Source organism: Ruegeria sp. E1 (assembly GCF_056534225.1).
The window spans coordinates 129,901-147,821 of sequence record NZ_JBQFPE010000012.1; the positions used below are offsets into that span (position 1 = coordinate 129,901).

Consider the following 17,921-nt stretch of genomic DNA (forward strand, 5'->3'; position numbering starts at 1 on the left):
TGAAGGGAATGACCCATGAGCGATCCTCGCAAGAACACCCGTGACATCTATCCACCCACCGGCCCCGAACTGAACGCAAAAAGCTGGCTGACCGAGGCGCCGATGCGGATGCTGATGAACAACCTGCACCCGGATGTGGCCGAGAACCCGCATGAACTGGTCGTCTATGGCGGCATTGGTCGCGCCGCGCGGACGTGGAAGGATTTCGATCTGATCGTCGACAGCCTCAAGGGGCTTGAGGCGGACGAAACGCTAGTGGTGCAATCGGGAAAACCGGTGGCCATCGTGCGCACACACAAGGATGCGCCGCGCGTGCTGATTGCCAACTCGAATCTGGTGCCGCATTGGGCGAATTGGGATCATTTCAACGAATTGGATAAGAAAGGTCTTATGATGTACGGCCAGATGACCGCTGGCTCGTGGATCTATATCGGCTCGCAGGGCATCGTTCAGGGTACGTACGAGACCTTTATGGAGGCGGGTCGCCAGCATTATGGCGGCGATCTGAAAGGCCGCTGGATCTTGACCGGTGGTCTGGGCGGCATGGGTGGCGCGCAACCGCTGGCTGCGGTGATGGCGGGGGCCTGCTGTCTGGCGGTGGAATGCGACGAAAAATCCGCCGATTTCCGCCTGCGCACCCGCTATGTGGACGAAAAGACCCATTCGCTGGACGAAGCGCTTGAGATGATCGACCGCTGGACCAAGGCCGGCGAGGCGAAATCCGTTGCACTGATCGGTAATGCGGCCGACTTATTCCCGGAAATCCACAAGCGCGGTGTCAGGCCCGACATTGTGACCGACCAGACCAGCGCGCATGATCCGGTCAATGGCTACCTGCCGCAGGGTTGGACGGTTGCAGAATGGCGCGCCAAGGCCGAAACCGCGCCGAAAGAGGTGGAAAAAGCCGCCCGCGCCTCAATGAAGGTGCAGGTCGAGGCCATGGTGGCCTTCCACAACGACGGTGTGCCCACGGTCGATTACGGCAATAACATCCGCCAGATGGCGCTGGAAGAAGGGCTGGAGGACGCCTTTGCTTTCCCCGGGTTTGTCCCCGCCTATATCCGTCCGCTGTTCTGCCGTGGCATCGGCCCATTCCGCTGGGCGGCCCTATCGGGCGACCCCGAGGACATCTACAAGACCGATCAAAAGGTCAAAGAGCTGCTGCCTGACAACACGCACCTGCACAACTGGCTGGACATGGCGCGCGAACGGATTTCGTTCCAGGGCCTGCCTGCTCGTATCTGCTGGGTCGGTTTGGGGGATCGGCACCGTCTGGGGCTGGCCTTCAACGAAATGGTCAAAAACGGCGAGCTAAGCGCCCCTGTCGTGATCGGGCGCGATCATCTCGATTCAGGCTCGGTCGCGTCGCCGAACCGTGAGACCGAAGCAATGATGGACGGCTCGGACGCCGTGTCCGACTGGCCGCTTCTGAATGCACTGGTCAACACCGCCTCGGGCGCCACATGGGTGTCGCTGCATCATGGCGGTGGCGTCGGCATGGGCTTTTCCCAGCACGCAGGTGTGGTGATCTGCGCCGACGGCTCGGACGATGCCGCCAAACGGCTGGAACGTGTCTTGTGGAACGATCCGGCCTCGGGCGTCTGGCGTCATGCTGATGCAGGGTATGAGCAGGCCAAGGAGTGCGCCCGCGAACATGGGCTGCGCCTGCCGGGGATATTGGGATAACTCCCGCCCTGCCATCCAAACCTCGCGCTGCGTCAGCGCGGGGTCAAAGACACAAGGGCGCAGCAGGCATTATCACTTGCTTCGAACGCAGGCAGCGCTCCCTCGCAGATACAGCTGTCTTCGGTTCGCAACCGGATGCCATTTGCAACAGATACGTGACCTTCACGCAGATGCAGGATGGTCGTTCCCCCGCTGTCACCCGCAAGGTGCCGTATCGCCGGACCGCTGGCAATCGTCACATCAACCTGAACCCGATTTGGGTCAAAGATCAGATTGAAGTTTTCAATCGGGGTGCTGAGGCATTGCCCCTTGATTTCGAGATGCCCGGGAAATCGCACCGGCATAAACGGGCGGGCCTCAAATGTTGCATCGCGGCTGGACAAGCGCATCCCGTCGCCTTTGACGACGGTCAGAATCCGTTCAAAACCTGCAAAGTTCGAAAACGGACCATCGCGATCGACCCGCGCAAGGCCAAGCCGCCAAATCATGTCCTGACCGGTCAGACGGCTTGCGATTTCGCGGGTTGTACCCAAACCGTTTTTCCACGGTTTGCGAAAATAATCGTGGCTCCGGATGATCTGCATATCGCGCTTCACTGCTTTATGGGCATATGTCATATGTGCGCACTAAGGCCAAAGTCTGGGATTGGAAAGCCATATGACGCGACCTCATGACTACATGAGCTATCGGGACATCAAGCAGATCGTCTTAGACCGTATCCAAACCGGGGTCTGGGTTCCCGATTCCATCCTGCCAAGCGAGATGGACCTGGCGGCCGAATTTTCCAGCACCCGTACCACTGTCAACCGGGCGCTGAGAGAGCTGGCGGAAGAGGGCTATCTTGAACGCCGCCGCAAGACCGGGACGCGAGTTCTGAACGCGCCGATCCGCAGGGCCCGCTTTTCCATCCCGCTGGTCCGGGACGAGATCGTCGCATCGGGGGCCGGCTATCGCTATTCACTGGTGGACCGGCAGGAAATGCCCGCGCCCGCATGGCTTGCGGCGCGGCTGGACCTGACAAAGGATCAGACGGTTTTGCACGTGCGCTGTATGCATTACGCCAACAACGCCCCGTTCCAGTACGAGGTCCGGTGGATTGTCGCCGACGTGGTCCCAGAAGTTCTGGCCGAGCCCTTTGACACCTCGGGGCCAAATGACTGGCTGGTGCAGAAAGTGCCGTTCACCAATCTGGAACTCAGCTTTATGGCAACCAAAGCGGACGATACCATCGCAGGTTTCATGGATATGCCGCCGGGAGATCCGATTTTCACAGCCGAGCGCATCACTTGGCTGCGCGGTGCGCCGGTCACATACGCCAAACTGTATTTCGCCCCGGGCTACCGGATGACGACGCATCTGTAGGCACGGGCTGCCTAGAAGATGCTGTCCGGCAGCCAGGTTGCCAATATAGGGAACAGCCAGACCAGCAAAACGCCGACGGCTTGCAGACCGATGAACGGGATGACCCCCTGATATATGTGCCCTGTCGTGACCTCGGCCGGGGCCGCGCCGCGCAGGTAGAACAGGGAAAATCCGAAAGGCGGGGTCAGAAAGCTGGTTTGCAGGTTAATGGCGATAAGAATGCCCAGCCAGATCGGATCGTGCCCCATCACAATCAGCGTCGGCATGACCAAAGGCAGCACGATCACCGAGATTTCCACGAAATCCAGGAAGAACCCCAGCACAAAGATGAACACCATGCAGAACATCAGTGCCCCGGTCGGGCCGCCGGGCATGTTGTCGAGGATGTCCGCCACACGTTCTTCACCGCCAAGGCCGATGAACACTAGCGAGAACATGCCTGCCGCCAGAATGGTGGCAAAGATCATCGCGGTCATGGTGGTGGTGGATGTGACGGCCTCGTGCAGGATGCGTTTGCGCAGGGCGGCGCGCAATGCGACCAGAATGGCGATGCCACCGATAACGACCAGCACGGTATAGAATACTCCCAGCGCCATCTCACCGCTGCTCAGGTCATTGCGCTGCAGGCGGACCGGGGCCAGACCCGATAACACGCCCAACAGGATCAGGGCCGCAGCGCCCAATAGGATAAGCCGCTTTGGACCATGGGATGTCACTCCGGCCATCAGCAGCGCCCCGACCGCCCCGACCGAAGCAGCCTCGGTCGGTGTGGCGACGCCGCCCAGAATTGCACCCAGCACGGCAAAGATCAGCAACACAGGTGGAACTACCGCGCTTAGTATCTCGCGACCGGTGGGACGGGCCAGATCGGGCGGGGCAGAAGGCATGTCCTGCGGGCGCAATGCCCCACGAATGACAATGTAAAGCAGGTAGAGGACCACCAGCGTCAGGCCCGGTATCAGGGCTGCGGCAAAGAACTGGCCGACGGAAAGCGCCTCGACCGAGAACTTTCCTTGTTCATACTGCGCCTGCTGGTAGGCGTTCGACATGACATCGGCGAGGATGATCAGCAATGTCGAGGGCGGGATGATCTGGCCCAACGTCCCGGCGGTGCAAACAATGCCCGAAGCAACGCGCGGGTCATAGCCTGCGCGCAGCATTGTGGGCAGCGCGATCAGCCCCATCGCAACAACCGTCGCCCCGACAATGCCTGTCGAGGCTGCAAGCATCGCACCGACCAGAACCACCGAGATGCCCAGCCCGCCTTTCAACTGGCCGAACAGGCGGCCCATCGTGTCCAACAGATCCTCGGCGATACGGCTTTTTTCCAGCACCGCCCCCATGAACACAAAAAGCGGGATGGCGATCAGGACCTGGTTGCTAAGCAGGCCAAAGACCCGCTGCCCCAGCGCGCCCAGCAGTGTTATGTCCATGACCCCCAGCAGCCAGCCGAGATAGGCAAAGAAAATTGCCACCCCGGCAATGCTGAAAGCAACAGGAAAGCCCAGCAGGATCGCACCCATCAGGGTGCCGAACATGATCAGGTCAAGATAGGCGGTCATTCACGCGGTGTTCCGGTTATCAGACGTATCAGCAACGCCACAGATTGTAGAATGACCAGTATGCAAAAGGCGGGGATCAGGGATTTCATTAGAAACACCGCCTTGATCCCGCCCACCGCGATTGGCCCCTCGAAGATGGCCCAGGAATTGCGGACCGAAGGCCAGGACCAATAAAGCAGCGCGATCATCGCTGGCAGCAACAGAAACAGATGGCCAAACATGTCGATCCGCCGCCGGGCCTTTGCGCTAGCTTTGGCGTAGAACACATCGACACGCACATGTTTGTCGACCTGCAGGGTATAGCCCGCCGCCAGCATGAACAAAGCCGCGTGCATATAAAGGACACTTTCCTGCGCCGCGATCGAATTGACGCCGAATACGAAACGGCCAATCACGATCCCGAACTGGACAAGGACCATCAGCAACGCCAGCCAGCGCACGCCAAGGATCAGACCGCGATTAACGCGGTCAAGCAAGGTGGCGATGTGCTCCATCCGGTTGGTCCCTGCCCTGTTGCTGAACCGCCGTTTAGTACCCCATGACCGCAGCGCGCGAGTTCATCTGGCCATTGTCGGCATAAGACATATAGGTGCCAACAAGATCCCGATGGGCGATGAAGCTTTCGGTAATCCGGCGCACCAATTCATCGTCGTCGTTGCGCAGGTCTTCGATCACTTCTTTTGCGGCCTCGCCCATAGCGGTGATGACGGAGTCGGGGAAGTTCTTGACCTGAACGCCTTCGTCATCGACCAGCTTTCTCAGCGCCAGCGCGTGCTTGGTCGTGTATTCGGTCCAGACCGGGTTGTAGAGGCTTTCACAAGCCAGAGACACCACCTGTTTCAAATCGTCAGGCAGACCGTCATACGCAGCCGCGTTGACGCCGCATTCCTCGGCCGAGGACGGCTCGCCCACGCCGGGCCAGTAGTAGTTTTTGGCAACCTGGAAATAGCCCAGGGCGCTATCAGTCCATGGTCCGATGAATTCACCCGCGTCCAGCGCCCCGGTTTGCAGACCCTGGAACATCGCCGGGCCGCTGGTTGCCTCGGCGGCCATGCCCAGCTTGGTCGCCATTTCCGAGGCCAGACCAGTGGTGCGGAACTTGAGACCTTTCAGATCCTCGACCGAGTTGATTTCGGTTTTGAACCAGCCGCCCCATTGCGGGCCGGAATTGCCACACAGGAACGGCTTGATGCCAAAACGCCCGTACATCTCGTCATAAAGCGCCTGACCGCCGCCGTGATACATCCAGCCAACCTGTTCGTCCGCACGCAGGCCAAAGGGTTGCGAACCGAATAGCAGGATACCCTTGGATTTCGATCCCCAATAGGCCGGCACCGCATGGTACAGCTCGGCCGTGCCTTCGCTGACGGCATCAAACACGCCGCGCCCCGGAACCAGTTCACCTGCAGCAAACAGTTTCACTTCGATCCGGCCACCTGACAGGGTGGTGATGCGATCCGCCAGCATCTGCGCCGCGACACCGGGTCCGGGCAGGTTCTTGGGCCATGCCGTCACCATTTTCCACTGACGAATGTCTTGCGCAATTGCCGGGCTGGCCAATGCCGCCGCGGATGCACCAATGGCCCCTGCTTTCAGGAATTGCCGTCTTTCCATAATACACTCCTCTGTCGGGTCGCTGGCGTTGTCGCCAGAATACATGCCCCGGTTTGGTCGTGACCGGGATCGTTATGACTCTGCTTTATATTGTTATGTGTTGACATATAGGTTGTCAACACTGAGAAAAAGCAAGCTTCATATCGCAGGTGGCTTGAGCAATTTTGGCCCCCGTCCCGCTGTTTGTGATCTCGGTGAAGCCGTGCGCGCACTGCCTGATCGGGGCATCGGCGCAAGGGGCGACCAGCCAAAGCGGAGCTTTGCAACAAGCGATCGTTCAAGCCACACAAGGCTTTTATGAGTTTACAACCGAGCGGCCTTTGGGCAAGAGCTAGGGATCGTTCGTCTTGTGCTGTCTATGGCGAACAGATGAGGCCATGATCTGTGGCCTGTCTAAGCCTTGATCGGAGCTGATTATGAGTATGTGGCGCATTGTTGCTGTTCCAATGCATCCCGAAGGGCGCAAGTTCGTTGCGATCTTCGCGGCGATCAGCCTGTTTCTGGGCTGGCTGTGGGCACCCCTGTTCTTGGTCGGTGCGGGGCTGACGGTCTGGTGTTACTACTTCTTCCGCGACCCGGTCCGGTCTGTGCCGCAGGATGACACGCTGATTGTCTCTCCGGCGGACGGGGTTGTGTCACTGATCACCGAAACGCCTGCCCCGGCTGAGTTGGGTCTGGGGGACGCGCCCCGCATTCGCGTTTCGGTCTTCATGAGTGTGTTCAACTGCCATGTGAACCGGATGCCGATGGCGGGCACGGTGTCCGATATTGTCTATCACAAGGGCAAGTTCGTGAACGCATCGCTGGACAAGGCCAGCGAAAATAACGAGCGTAATCTGCTGGCTATTCGCGCCGAGGCAGGGCACGATATCGCCGTGGTCCAGATCGCCGGTCTGGTCGCACGGCGGATCGTCTGTTTTGTCCGTCCGACCGACCGCCTGAACGCGGGTGAGCGGTTTGGCCTGATCCGGTTTGGCAGCCGGTTGGACGTCTATCTGCCGCCGGGAGTGCAGCCGCTGGTGACTCTGGGTCAGACCACAACAGCCGGAGAGACCATTCTGGCTCAGATGGGCGCGCCTCAGCAGCAACGCCAGGGAAAACCGATATGACGCAACCCAATAAGGGCAATGGACCCGGACGAATTGCCCGCAACATTCCCAACCTGTTGACGGTACTGGCGTTATGTGCGGGTCTGACCTCGATCCGCATGACGCTGGACAACCGGTGGGAGCTTGCCATCTATCTGATCCTGCTGGCTGTCATTCTGGACGGGCTGGATGGTCGCATGGCGCGGTTTCTGGATGCGGCGTCGGATTTCGGCGCCGAACTGGATTCTCTTGCCGATTTCTTGAACTTCGGTATCGCCCCGGCCCTGCTGGTCTATAACCAGATCTATCAAGGCACGCCTTATGCCAATCTGGGCTGGGCGGTGTGTCTATGTCTGGTGGTGTGCTGCATGTTGCGCCTTGCGCGTTTCAACACTGCCGAAGACGACGGCACATGCTCTTACTTTGTCGGGATTCCGGCCCCTGCGCTGGCGTTCCTGGCGTTGTTGCCGATTTATCTGCTGCAAACCCAGTTGGATTTCATTTCGGCCCATGTCGGCTGGATGGCCATCTATCTGCTGTGCGTCGCCGGTTTGGCGATCAGTACGGTCCGGACCGTGTCAATCAAACGCTGGCGACCCAAACCGCATCAGGTGCGGTTGTGCGTTCTGACCGGTGCGCTGGTGCTGATTTCGCTACTGACCTTCCTGTGGTACGCCCTGATCGTGGCCTGCCTTGCCTATTTGATGACCATTGTCCTGTCAGTTTCAATGAAACGGTTCGCCCAGGCTCATTCTGACCGCTGAACTCTGCCGCCGCGATCACACTGCCGTATGGCAATGATGGGTAAGGACGGAGCGATACTTGTATTAAAAAAACACACTGTATCAATATGATACGGAGTGTGAACTATTCGTAGCAAATGTAGCGAACGCGCAACATTTGCACCAAACTCCACGCGCATCCGGTAAATCCTTAAAATGTTAATTTGACGTTAATGTGCGGCCTTGTGCTTACCTTGCGTAAATTTTGAATCGCAAAGGTTACGAGTGAATGATGCAGTTCCGCGCATGGGGTTTCAAATGCAGATCGGCAACAGGTGCGGGTCTGTTTCTTTTGGTTCAGGCGTCGCAGGCTAACGCACAGGCAGTATGTCTGGATCACGATGGCCCAGGTGATCCGGTCAACTTGGCCCCTTGCGTCGTGCCCGACGGCACGACGCTGACACGCGTTGAATCCAGAGGTGATGGATCGACCATTGGCATCGAGGGAGACGTTACCGGCGGCGTTGTCACCTTTGATCCCAATTCTGGGGTAACAAACAACGGCGGTGGCGGGTTCTTCATCGCGACCCTGGGTGACAATTCTGACATCATCAACACCAGCAATACGTTTCCTTTTCGCTTCCCTGACCTCCGAGCGTTCGGCGCAGGATCGGACATTTTTCAACTCTGGGTCAGCCGCATTGCTGGAAAACCGCGGGGCTGGCGGCACCATCATCAACTCGGGCAGCGCGGCGACGGCTCAACTTGGGGCGCAGGACGGCTTGTTCAGGAATACAGGCAGTATTTCCTCGATCACCAATATCTCAGGGCAAAATTCGCGGTTCGAGAACGAGGGCGATGCCAATTTCATCGTCTTTACCGGCGAGGATATTACCTTTGTCAATTCAGGCACCACCGCCGCGCTGGAAGCCATCCCATTGGCCAACAATCTGCGGATCGAAAACACCAATCTGATTTCGGGTGATGTAGATCTGGATGGTGACGTAACCGTCGTTGAAAACGCAGGTACAATTGATGGGTCTGTGACCAGTATCGGAGACGATTTCGAGCTTATCAACTCGGGCACGATCTTCGGTTCTGTTGACACTTCTGGCGATAATACCCGGATTGTTAATAGCGACAGCATTGGCAGTTTTACCATCGCCCGAGGGGCCAATGCGAGGTTAACAAACTCGGGCACCGCAACACAGTTCAACGCGTTTGGCGACAATTCCATTGTCGAGAACTCCGGTACGGTGACAAGCATCGTCACGCGCGGCGTCAACTCAACCGTCAACAACGAGGGTCTGGTGACAGACTTCATCACCACCTTTGACGAAAACGGGATCGTGACAAATTCCGGTACGGTCAATCAGGGTATACAGACAAGTGCAGAGAATGCGGATATCATCAACAGCGGGAATGTTGGCCTCAATATTCTGACATTTGGCCGGAACGCTGACGTGACCAACACCGGATCGGTTTCGGACACGGTCTTCTCGTTGGGTGACAATGCTGTCGTCGACAACTCTGGCACGGTTGGCGCGAATATCCTGACTACTGGCGACAGCACCCAAGTCGTCAATTCGGGCCAAGTGTCCGGACAGATTGATGTGCGGGGCGAAAACACACGCATCAACAACTCGGGAGCAGCGGATTCAATCCTGGTGTCATCTGCAGCGACTGGGTCCAGCGTCGATAACACGGGCACAGTTGCGAACGACATATTTGTCGAAGCCAGCGGGGTCACGGTTGACAATTCCGGCACTGTCGGCGGCGCAATCGAGATGACGGCAGACAACGCCACCATCACCAATTCAGGCAGGGCAACCGCGCTGATTGCCGATGGAGCCGGTTCCGAGATTGTAAATTCGGGCATCGTTACCGAACTGGTGCGTGCCGATGGAAACGGCGCGCGTTTTATCAATAGTGGTCGCGCCGGGTCGTTTGTTGGTGCGGGGGAAAACACATCCATCGACAACTCGGGCCGGATCGATCTGATCGGCACCTCGGGCGACAATGTGCGTGTTCTCAATTCGGGTCGCATTGGCGGCGGTAACAGTGGCGACGGCATTGAATTTCTGGGTGCGAATGCGCGCCTGGAACTGCGGCGCGGCTCGGTGATCGAGGGCCAGATTTCGTTTCAGGGCGGCGGAACGCAAACGCTGGAAATCGGTGATCTGGGAGAGGTCAATTATACCTTCGACGGCACCCCGAACCGGGTTGTGACCAATGGTGCGCCTTATGTTCTGTCGGGCAACCGTTTGTCCATCATCAATACCACGGCGCTGTCCACGCAGGATGAACAACTTGCCAATCTGACAGGAGGTATTTCATCCGTCCTGGATGGCCGGTTTCAGGCACTGCGATCCCCTGCCCCCGACGCGGTGACACGAAACCGTGCCGCGTTCCCGTTTGCTGAACCGCAGGCCGACCATTCGGTCTGGCTGGACACGTTTGGATCGTATCGCAATCAGGACGCGGATGGGCAGGTCGCTGAAAATACCCAATGGGTTGGTGGGGTGCTTGCCGGCGTTGATGCGGTGGATATCAACGGGCTTGAAACCGGTTTCTTCATTGGTGGATCGCGCGGAGGCGTCGATGCCGATGACGTGTCGCAATCAGTTGACAACAAAAGTTATTTCCTGGGCTCTTATGCCTCGACCCGTTGGGGTGGAACGCTGATCGATATGGCCCTGACGCTTGGGTATTCCGAATTTGATCAGGAACGGCAGGCGGCCAACAACACCGTCAGCGGCGGGCGCGAGACGATCAGCGCGGATTTTGACGGTTGGTTTGTATCGCCCGCCGTGACGTTCACCCGACCCACGCAAATTGCCGGGCGCCAATTCGAAAGCAGCCTTGGCCTGCGATATGCCGGTCTGTTTCTGGACAGCTATACCGAGACTGGAACGACGTCTCCTCAAACGATAGACAGCCGCACGGTTCACGTGGGCGTTGCCCGGCTTCAGATCGCAGCCCCGCATCAAAGGATCACGGCAAGCGGATCGCTGTTGAAGTACCGCGTGCAAGGGGGGCTTGAGGCTCGGACGAATTTCGGCGGTGACAGTGTTGATGGCGTTCTGCTGGGTCAGGACATCCGCTTTGACACCGGAGGCGATGACAACGTGCTGGGTGGTTTCGTCAACCTGTCGGGCGAATACCAGACCCGGAACGGCCTGATCGTGAGCGCCGGGACCGAGGCGATTTACGAGACCTCGGGATCGTATCAGCTCTCAGCCCGCGCAGGGCTTGAGTTTCGGTTCTAAGCTTGGCGCCTTTCCGCGTCGCGGCTTGTAGGGCGTAGTTCAGAGGGTCAGGATCTCTGCTGTGTTGTGGCCCGATCGGGCAGTAGGTCCATAGCGGAGCGGGCACTGGCGCGCAGAGAGTCGGCAAAGCGGGTCACATCGATATCGGTGGCGATGAATGTGACGCCAAGATCGAGGCATTCCCGCTGCATCCCCGGGTCAAGGGTCAGTATGCCCGCTGCCTTGCCCGCCGCCACGATGCGCTGGATCGCGTCCAGAATAGCGGCCTTGACCTGCGGGTGGCTGGATTGGCCGACATATCCCATATCCGCTGCCAAATCGGCAGGGCCGATAAAAACGCCGTCCACATCGGTCGCCAGAATGTCATCCAGCGCTGCCATCCCAGCACGGTTTTCGACCTGGACCAGCAGACAGATCTGATCGTCGGCAGTGGTCAAATAGTCAGATACGCCCCCAAATCGTGAGGCTCGCGCCAGCGACGCTCCAACCCCGCGCAGCCCGTCCGGCGGGTACCGCACGGCGCGAACCATTTGCTCTGCCTGTGCGCCACTTTCGACCATCGGGATCAGAAGGCTCTGCACCCCGGCATCAAGGTATTGCTTGACCATCCAGACCTCGCCAATCGGCAGTCGGGCAACTGGCGCGCTGTTTGACGCCTCGATCACCCGGATCTGCGCCAGGGTAGACCGCAGATCGTTCGGGGCGTGTTCGCCATCAACCAGCAGCCAGTCGAATCCGGCGGTTGCCGTGATCTCGGCGGCATAGTCGTTCGCCAGACCGACCCAGCAGCCAATTTGCGGCCGCCCCTCGGCTAGCACCTGTTTGAAACGGTTAATTGGTGCAGGCATGATATGTCCTTACGCAAAGCTGATGTCGACCGACCCGAATGGGCCGAAATCGGCGTGAATGTCAGTACCGGGTGGGCATTCGATGGGGCGGATGAAACTGCCCGACAGGATGATCTGACCCGGTTCGACGGCCTGACCATACTGCGCCATGCGCCGTGCAAGCCAGACCACACTTTCGACCGGATCGTTCAGCACCCCTGCCCCAAGGCCCGTTTCCTCGATCTCGCCATCGCGAAAGGTCAGCGCCCCGACCCAGCGCAGATCAAAGGCGTCAACCGCATGGCGTTCGGGCCCCAGCACAACCCCGGCATTGGCGGCGTTGTCACTGATGGTGTCAAACACGGTGCGCGCCTTGCCGGTTTGCGGATCGACGCGTTGAATGCGCGTATCAAGGATCTCTATTGAAGGCGCCACATAGTCGGTCGCATCGATCACGTCCTTACGGCTCACATCAGTGCCACCAATGGGGTCTTTCATGACAAAAGCAATCTCGGCCTCGATCCGGGGTTGGATGAAACGGCCCGCAGGCACGGTATCGCCCGATCCGAAGGCCATGTCGTCAAACAGGATGCCGCTGTCAGGGATGTCGATGTTCAGCGCATATTGCATCGCCTTGCTGGTCAGCCCGATCTTCCACCCGATGACGTTGCGACCCCGGGCCAGCTTCTGCCGATAAATCGCGTTTTGCACGGCATAGGCGTCATCCATATCCATTTCCGGGTGGCGCAGGCTTAGCAAACCGATCTGTTTGCGGCTGGCCTCGGCCTCTAACAGGTCAGACGCCGCCTGAGTATGGTCTTCGGGTGTCATGAAACCTCATCCTTGATGCCATTGCGCAGGGTGCCGATGCCGTCGACTTCGATCTCGACCATATCTCCGGGTTTTAGGTAACGGGGCGGATCGAACCGAGCACCCGCGCCGGTAGGGGTGCCGGTGACGATGATGTCACCGGGCTGAAGGGTCATGAAGGTCGAGATATATTCGATCTCGCGCCGGATCGGGAACATCATGCGCGACAGCAAATCGTCCTGCCGGACCTCACCATTCACCCGTGTGACAATCCTGGCATCATCCAGCTGAGTGGCATCCGTAAACGGCACCAGCCACGGCCCCATCGCGCCCGAGCAGTCCCAGTTCTTGCCCTGCGTGACGTTGAACTTGGCATGGCGCACCCAGTCGCGGATCGTGCCTTCGTTGCACAAGGTCAGTGCTGCAATATGGTCATAGGCGTCAGCCTGCGGTATACGGCGGCCCGCTTTGCCGATGACAATGGCGACCTCGCCCTCATAGTCCAGTGTGTGGTTTTCCGGTGGCCGGATCAGGGGCTGTCCGTGCCCGGTAAACCCGCTGGCAAAACGGGGAAACAGCGACATGTATTTCGGCTGTGCGCTGCCATCTTTGTATTCGGCATTGCGGTCTGGAAAGTTCACGCCAACACAAAGAATGCGTCGGGCGTCGGGCATCACCATTTCATAGGTGAAGTTCGTATGAGTTACGGATTTGCCCGCTGCTGCTGCGGCCAGTTCGCTGAACCGTCCGGCTGCGATCACTTCATAAAGTGTCGCGCAATCGGGAAAGTCACCGTTCAGGGCGATCATGCCGTCATCGGTCACGGCCCCGTAGAAATTCTCGCCCGAAGCAGTGTAAGTTGCAAAACGCATCATCTTCTCCGGTTAGGGCGCAATGATCGGGCTGGCGGCGATGTCCGAGTCACTGGTTTCTACCCCGACAAACGGCGTGCCGTGTTCGAACCAGCTGCGTGGTGCCGGTGCGCCCCACAAGGTCTGGCGTTGGGGGTCTTTCAGATCCCATTTGATCGGCTCGAGATCGGGATCGACAGTCTGGTAGTCTGAACAATAAATCTCGATGCGGTGGCCATCCGGGTCAAGGATATAAAGGAAAAACGCGTTCGAGATGCCATGCCGCCCCGGCCCGCGTTCGATATTGTCGACATAGCCAGTGGTCGCCATCAGATCGAGCAGATCGATGATGTTCAATGGGGTCGGCACCCAAAAAGCAACGTGGTGCATCCTCGGTCCGGTCCCGTTGGTAAAGGCCATGTCATGCACCCCACCCTTGCGGTGCAGCCATGCCGCCCACAGACGCTTGCTGTCCTCATCCTCGGTATATTCCGTGACCCGGAACCCGAAGTCGGAATAGAAAGCCACGCTGTCATCCACATTGGGCGAAAAACAGTTGAAATGGTCGATCCGCAGCGGTTTGACCCCGCGATACAGCGCGTATTTCTGATGGATCGGCTCAAGCCTGTCCATCTTGTGATAAAATTCCAGCGGGATCCCGATATTGTCCGAGGTCAAAAGCGTCCGGCCCTGATAGGGGCGTTCAACCCATTGGGTGGGTCGATCCTTGGCTCTGAAATAGCTCTCGGCGCGGTTCAGGTCATCCTCGTCAAAGGTTTTGAACCCCATCACCTCGACAGTACCAGGCTGGTCGGATTTCTGCAGAATTACACAGTGATGCCCACGCTCTTCCATCGCGCGCAGATAGATGCGGCTGTCGCTTTCATCGCTCACTTGCAGGCCCAGTATATCGACATAGAACCTGCGCGAGGCGGCCAGATCGCTGACGTTCAGGCAAACATGGCTCAGCCGGATTGTGTTGAAGTCCGGATAAAGGTTCGGAGCGGGAACAGGCATTGGTTTCTCCTACTGAACTGGGGCGCGCGATTTCGATAAGTCGGGTCTTATGCGCCGAGGCGCATGATCTTGTGCTGACCGGTGGCAAAGCCAATGTGCTTTTGTTCCATGTAGAACTCAAAGCTCCAGTCGCCGCCGTCCCGACCGATGCCGCTGGACTTGACGCCTCCAAAGGGGGTGGGCAGATGGCGCACGTTTTCCGAGTTCACCCAGATCATCCCGGCCTCAAGCTGATCGGTAAAGCGCAGCGCCCGGGTCAGATCGTTGGTCCAGACATATCCGGTCAGCCCGTATGGGGTGTCATTGGCCAGTTCCAGCGCCTCGTCTTCGGACGAGAACGGGATCGAGGTCAGGACAGGGCCAAAGATCTCCTCGCGCGCGATGCGCATTTGGTTTGTGGCATTGGTGAACAGGGTCGGGCGAACAAAGTATCCGTCATCACCCAGTGTGACCCCGCCAGCCGCAACCGTCGCCCCATCCTCTTGGGCGATGTCGAAATAGCTGGTGACCTTGTTATAGTGCTCTTCGGTCACAAGCGGGCCGATCTCGGTCGCCGGGTCCAGCGGATGGCCGACCTTGATGTTGTTCACTCGTTCAATCAGCTTGGCTTCGAATTCTTCCTTGATCGTATCTTGCACAAGCAGCCGCGAGGATGACGTGCAGCGCTCGCCATTGATCGAATAGATCATGAAGATCACCGCATCCAGCGCCCGATCAAGATCCGCGTCATCAAAGACCACCACCGGGTTCTTCCCGCCCAGTTCCAGATGCATCCGCTTTAGCGTGTCAGCACCCTGTTTGGTAATCATGCTGCCTGTTCGGCTTTCGCCGACAAACGCAATGGCGCGGATCAGAGGGTGTTCGGTCAGGCGTTTGCCCGCATCGTGACCGTAGCCGTTGACGGTGTTCAAAACACCCGGCGGCAGCCCTGCTTCTTCGGCGATCTCAATCAGCAGACGCGCGGTCAGGGGGCCGTCTTCGGCGGGTTTGTGAACCACGGTACAACCCGCCGCCAAAGCCGGAGCGATTTTCCACGTCGAAAGCATGAATGGGGTGTTCCACGGCGTAATCACGCCAACCGGGCCAATCGGAACGCGGGTAGTGATGTTCATCAAAGTGGGCGATTTCAGATGCTGTCCGTCCCGTGCCTGCACCACTTGATCAGCAAAATAGCGAAAATTTTCAGCCCCGCGCAAGGCTGCCTTGGACATGAACCGCCAGGTTTGGCCAGTATCCCAGCATTCGCACAGGGCGATTTCTTCGGCGCGTGCCTCAATGGCTTCGGCGATGTTCAGCAGGATTTTCCGGCGCTCGACGGCAGGTAAGTCGCGCCAGGCCGGAAAGGCATCATGCGCGGCGTTCGCTGCGGTGTCCACATCGGCTTCGGAACTGCGCGCCACATCACAGATGACGCTTTTGTCTACCGGGCTGATGGACTGAAACACACCACCCGCACCGGGTTGATCCTGACCTGCTATCCGGTTCGGAATGCCGCCATTGCGAAACTGTTCCAGCAGACGGCCAAGTTTTTCAAGATTTGCGTCCAGTACGCTCATGTTCACGTCTCCAGATGGGCGCGGATGCTGCCAGTTTTGGGGGAAAGCTCAGGATCGATATCCCGCATTTCAAGCGACAATGCGACCGACCGGCTGTCCAGAGCGGGAGTAAGGAATTTGCGGGCAGCCTCGAAGATGCGCTGGGTGGCGTCAGCTTTGACCTTAGGTGCACGGCCGCCGCGCAATCGGATCGAGATATCAATGAAGCCGTGCTTCGGATCGCCATCGGCAATTGCATAGTGATCCACCCGTACCGCACGGACCCGAATGCCCGCCATCGGGAAAGTCTCAATCTTGGTCGCAGCCTCTCGGATGCAATCACACAGCGCCCCCATATCAACGGCATCTTCAAGATTGCCAGAATAGTCGATCTGGAAATGCGGCATCATCTAACCTTATCATGTTAACCAATATGACCCTATTAGATCGCGTCAAGTTGTGTCAACTAATATAATTAACATAGCAAGCAAAACCTGGTCACACTCGTCACTCGACATCGTCGTTCTTGACGAAAACCCCGCCGTGCGGCATGTGGTTTGCCGGGGGGAATGGCATATCCGCAAGGGAAATTGCCCAAAGCGAATGTGTGAACAGGTTCAAGCGTCTGCGCGGTTCTGCGTGACCGGGCGCATCAGCACCGGAAGGTAGTCAAGTCATGTGCCCTGCACCCGTTGATGCAGAGACCCCGCGCGGGTTCATCATTCCGATTGGCGGCGGTGAGGACCGCGTCAAGGAAATGCAGATTCACCGCAAATTCGTGGAACTGTCGGGCGGTGCGGAAGCCGATATCGTGGTAATCCCCACCGCCTCGATGCTGGAAGAAACCGGGCCAGATTATCATCGCATCTTTTCCGAGCTTGGCGCTGGTAAGGTCGAGTTTCTGCCAATTTCGCGCCGCGCCGATTGCGACAACCCCGACTATGCCGACGTTTTGGACCGTGCCACCGGGATTTTCATGACCGGCGGGAACCAACTGCGGCTTTCTGCGATTCTGGGCGGTACGCTTGTGGCGCAGAAAATTCGCCGCCGGAACGCGGCGGGCGTGCCGGTGGCCGGAACCTCGGCGGGCGCTTCAATCATGTCGGAACACATGGTAGGCGGCGGCAGCAGCAACGCGGCCCCGGCCGAAGGCAATATCACGCTGGCCCCCGGCATGGGTTTGACCAATGCCGTGATCATCGATCAGCATTTTACTCAGCGCAACCGGTTGGGTCGGCTGCTGACCGCATCGTCGTTCAACCCGTTTCTGATCGGATTGGGCATCGACGAGGATACCGCAGCCTTCATTGGGCCGGACAATGTTCTTGAAGTTGTTGGCAGCGGTACGGTCACGGTGGTCGATGCCAGCCAGCTGACCCATTCGTCGATGTGGGACGCGCGCGCGGGAGAAGCGCTGAGCTTGCTTGGACTTCGGCTTGACGTTCTGGGCGAAGGATGCCGTTATGATCTGACCGCGCGTCAGGCTTTTCCGCCGGACGAGCATCTGGCGTTCTGCACCTTGCCGGACCTGTCCGCAGACGAGGCCGCCAGCGGGGGGGAATAACTAAGCTATCCAAC

The 17,921-nt window shown here is 58.5% G+C and carries 17 protein-coding genes; 6 read left to right on the forward strand and 11 right to left on the reverse strand.

Annotated features, from left to right (window positions below):
• Positions 1-15: 15 nt before the first annotated feature.
• A complete protein-coding gene (hutU, locus tag ACR0FG_RS15855) occupies positions 16-1,686 on the forward strand; it encodes a urocanate hydratase (RefSeq protein WP_480893996.1) in 1,671 nt (556 codons plus the stop codon).
• A 32-nt stretch (positions 1,687-1,718) separates the two neighbouring features.
• On the opposite strand, the gene ACR0FG_RS15860 is transcribed toward hutU, so the two are convergent.
• Positions 1,719-2,270 (reverse strand): HutD/Ves family protein, encoded by a 552-nt coding sequence (locus ACR0FG_RS15860; protein WP_480893997.1) that lies wholly within the window; start codon positions 2,268-2,270, stop codon positions 1,719-1,721.
• 73 nt (positions 2,271-2,343) lie between these two features.
• Between ACR0FG_RS15860 and ACR0FG_RS15865 the strand changes: the two genes are divergently transcribed.
• On the forward strand, positions 2,344-3,048 hold the full coding sequence (locus tag ACR0FG_RS15865; RefSeq protein ID WP_480893998.1) for a GntR family transcriptional regulator: 705 nt from the start codon (positions 2,344-2,346) through the stop codon (positions 3,046-3,048).
• A gap of 11 nt (positions 3,049-3,059) precedes the next feature.
• Here the strand turns inward: ACR0FG_RS15865 and ACR0FG_RS15870 are convergent, their stop codons facing one another.
• Genes ACR0FG_RS15870 through ACR0FG_RS15880 form a run of 3 tightly spaced genes read right to left on the reverse strand, consistent with a single transcriptional unit; the run spans position 3,060 to position 6,224 of the window.
• Complete coding sequence (locus ACR0FG_RS15870; RefSeq protein WP_480893999.1) at positions 3,060-4,610, reverse strand: TRAP transporter large permease; 1,551 nt, start codon at positions 4,608-4,610, stop codon at positions 3,060-3,062.
• The gene (locus ACR0FG_RS15875; RefSeq protein ID WP_480894000.1) at positions 4,607-5,104 is read right to left on the reverse strand and encodes a TRAP transporter small permease subunit; all 498 of its coding nucleotides are present in this window, start codon (positions 5,102-5,104) and stop codon (positions 4,607-4,609) included. Before ACR0FG_RS15875 ends, ACR0FG_RS15870 begins: the two co-directional genes overlap by 4 nt.
• Positions 5,105-5,138: 34 nt before the next feature.
• Positions 5,139-6,224: a TRAP transporter substrate-binding protein gene (locus ACR0FG_RS15880; RefSeq protein ID WP_480894001.1), complete on the reverse strand. Its 1,086-nt coding sequence runs from the start codon at positions 6,222-6,224 to the stop codon at positions 5,139-5,141.
• Between the two features lie 410 nt (positions 6,225-6,634).
• Here ACR0FG_RS15880 and ACR0FG_RS15885 point away from each other — a divergent pair, with 410 nt between their 5' ends.
• Positions 6,635-7,333 (forward strand): phosphatidylserine decarboxylase, encoded by a 699-nt coding sequence (locus ACR0FG_RS15885; protein WP_480894025.1) that lies wholly within the window; start codon positions 6,635-6,637, stop codon positions 7,331-7,333.
• On the forward strand, positions 7,330-8,076 hold the full coding sequence (gene pssA, locus ACR0FG_RS15890) for a CDP-diacylglycerol--serine O-phosphatidyltransferase (RefSeq protein ID WP_480894002.1): 747 nt from the start codon (positions 7,330-7,332) through the stop codon (positions 8,074-8,076). The genes ACR0FG_RS15885 and pssA overlap by 4 nt, the downstream gene beginning before the upstream one ends.
• Positions 8,077-8,245: 169 nt before the next feature.
• On the opposite strand, the gene ACR0FG_RS15895 is transcribed toward pssA, so the two are convergent.
• Positions 8,246-8,719: a hypothetical protein gene (locus ACR0FG_RS15895; RefSeq protein ID WP_480894003.1), complete on the reverse strand. Its 474-nt coding sequence runs from the start codon at positions 8,717-8,719 to the stop codon at positions 8,246-8,248.
• A gap of 16 nt (positions 8,720-8,735) precedes the next feature.
• Here ACR0FG_RS15895 and ACR0FG_RS15900 point away from each other — a divergent pair, with 16 nt between their 5' ends.
• Positions 8,736-11,303, forward strand: coding sequence for an autotransporter outer membrane beta-barrel domain-containing protein (locus tag ACR0FG_RS15900; protein WP_480894004.1), 2,568 nt, complete (start codon positions 8,736-8,738; stop codon positions 11,301-11,303).
• 47 nt (positions 11,304-11,350) lie between these two features.
• On the opposite strand, the gene ACR0FG_RS15905 is transcribed toward ACR0FG_RS15900, so the two are convergent.
• Genes ACR0FG_RS15905 through ACR0FG_RS15930 form a run of 6 tightly spaced genes read right to left on the reverse strand, consistent with a single transcriptional unit; the run spans position 11,351 to position 16,750 of the window.
• Complete coding sequence (locus tag ACR0FG_RS15905; RefSeq protein ID WP_480894005.1) at positions 11,351-12,151, reverse strand: aldolase/citrate lyase family protein; 801 nt, start codon at positions 12,149-12,151, stop codon at positions 11,351-11,353.
• 9 nt (positions 12,152-12,160) lie between these two features.
• The gene (hpaH, locus tag ACR0FG_RS15910) at positions 12,161-12,961 is read right to left on the reverse strand and encodes a 2-oxo-hept-4-ene-1,7-dioate hydratase (protein WP_480894006.1); all 801 of its coding nucleotides are present in this window, start codon (positions 12,959-12,961) and stop codon (positions 12,161-12,163) included.
• On the reverse strand, positions 12,958-13,812 hold the full coding sequence (locus ACR0FG_RS15915; RefSeq protein WP_480894007.1) for a fumarylacetoacetate hydrolase family protein: 855 nt from the start codon (positions 13,810-13,812) through the stop codon (positions 12,958-12,960). Before ACR0FG_RS15915 ends, hpaH begins: the two co-directional genes overlap by 4 nt.
• 12 nt (positions 13,813-13,824) lie before the next feature.
• A complete protein-coding gene (hpaD, locus tag ACR0FG_RS15920) occupies positions 13,825-14,808 on the reverse strand; it encodes a 3,4-dihydroxyphenylacetate 2,3-dioxygenase (protein ID WP_480894008.1) in 984 nt (327 codons plus the stop codon).
• A gap of 47 nt (positions 14,809-14,855) precedes the next feature.
• A complete protein-coding gene (hpaE, locus tag ACR0FG_RS15925) occupies positions 14,856-16,364 on the reverse strand; it encodes a 5-carboxymethyl-2-hydroxymuconate semialdehyde dehydrogenase (RefSeq protein ID WP_480894009.1) in 1,509 nt (502 codons plus the stop codon).
• A gap of 2 nt (positions 16,365-16,366) precedes the next feature.
• Positions 16,367-16,750, reverse strand: a complete 384-nt coding sequence (locus tag ACR0FG_RS15930) for a 5-carboxymethyl-2-hydroxymuconate Delta-isomerase (RefSeq protein WP_480894026.1) — start codon at positions 16,748-16,750, stop codon at positions 16,367-16,369.
• Positions 16,751-17,019: 269 nt separating this feature from the next.
• Here ACR0FG_RS15930 and ACR0FG_RS15935 point away from each other — a divergent pair, with 269 nt between their 5' ends.
• Entirely contained in the window at positions 17,020-17,907 is an 888-nt protein-coding gene (locus tag ACR0FG_RS15935) for a cyanophycinase (RefSeq protein ID WP_480894010.1), read from the forward strand.
• Positions 17,908-17,921: the final 14 nt, after the last annotated feature.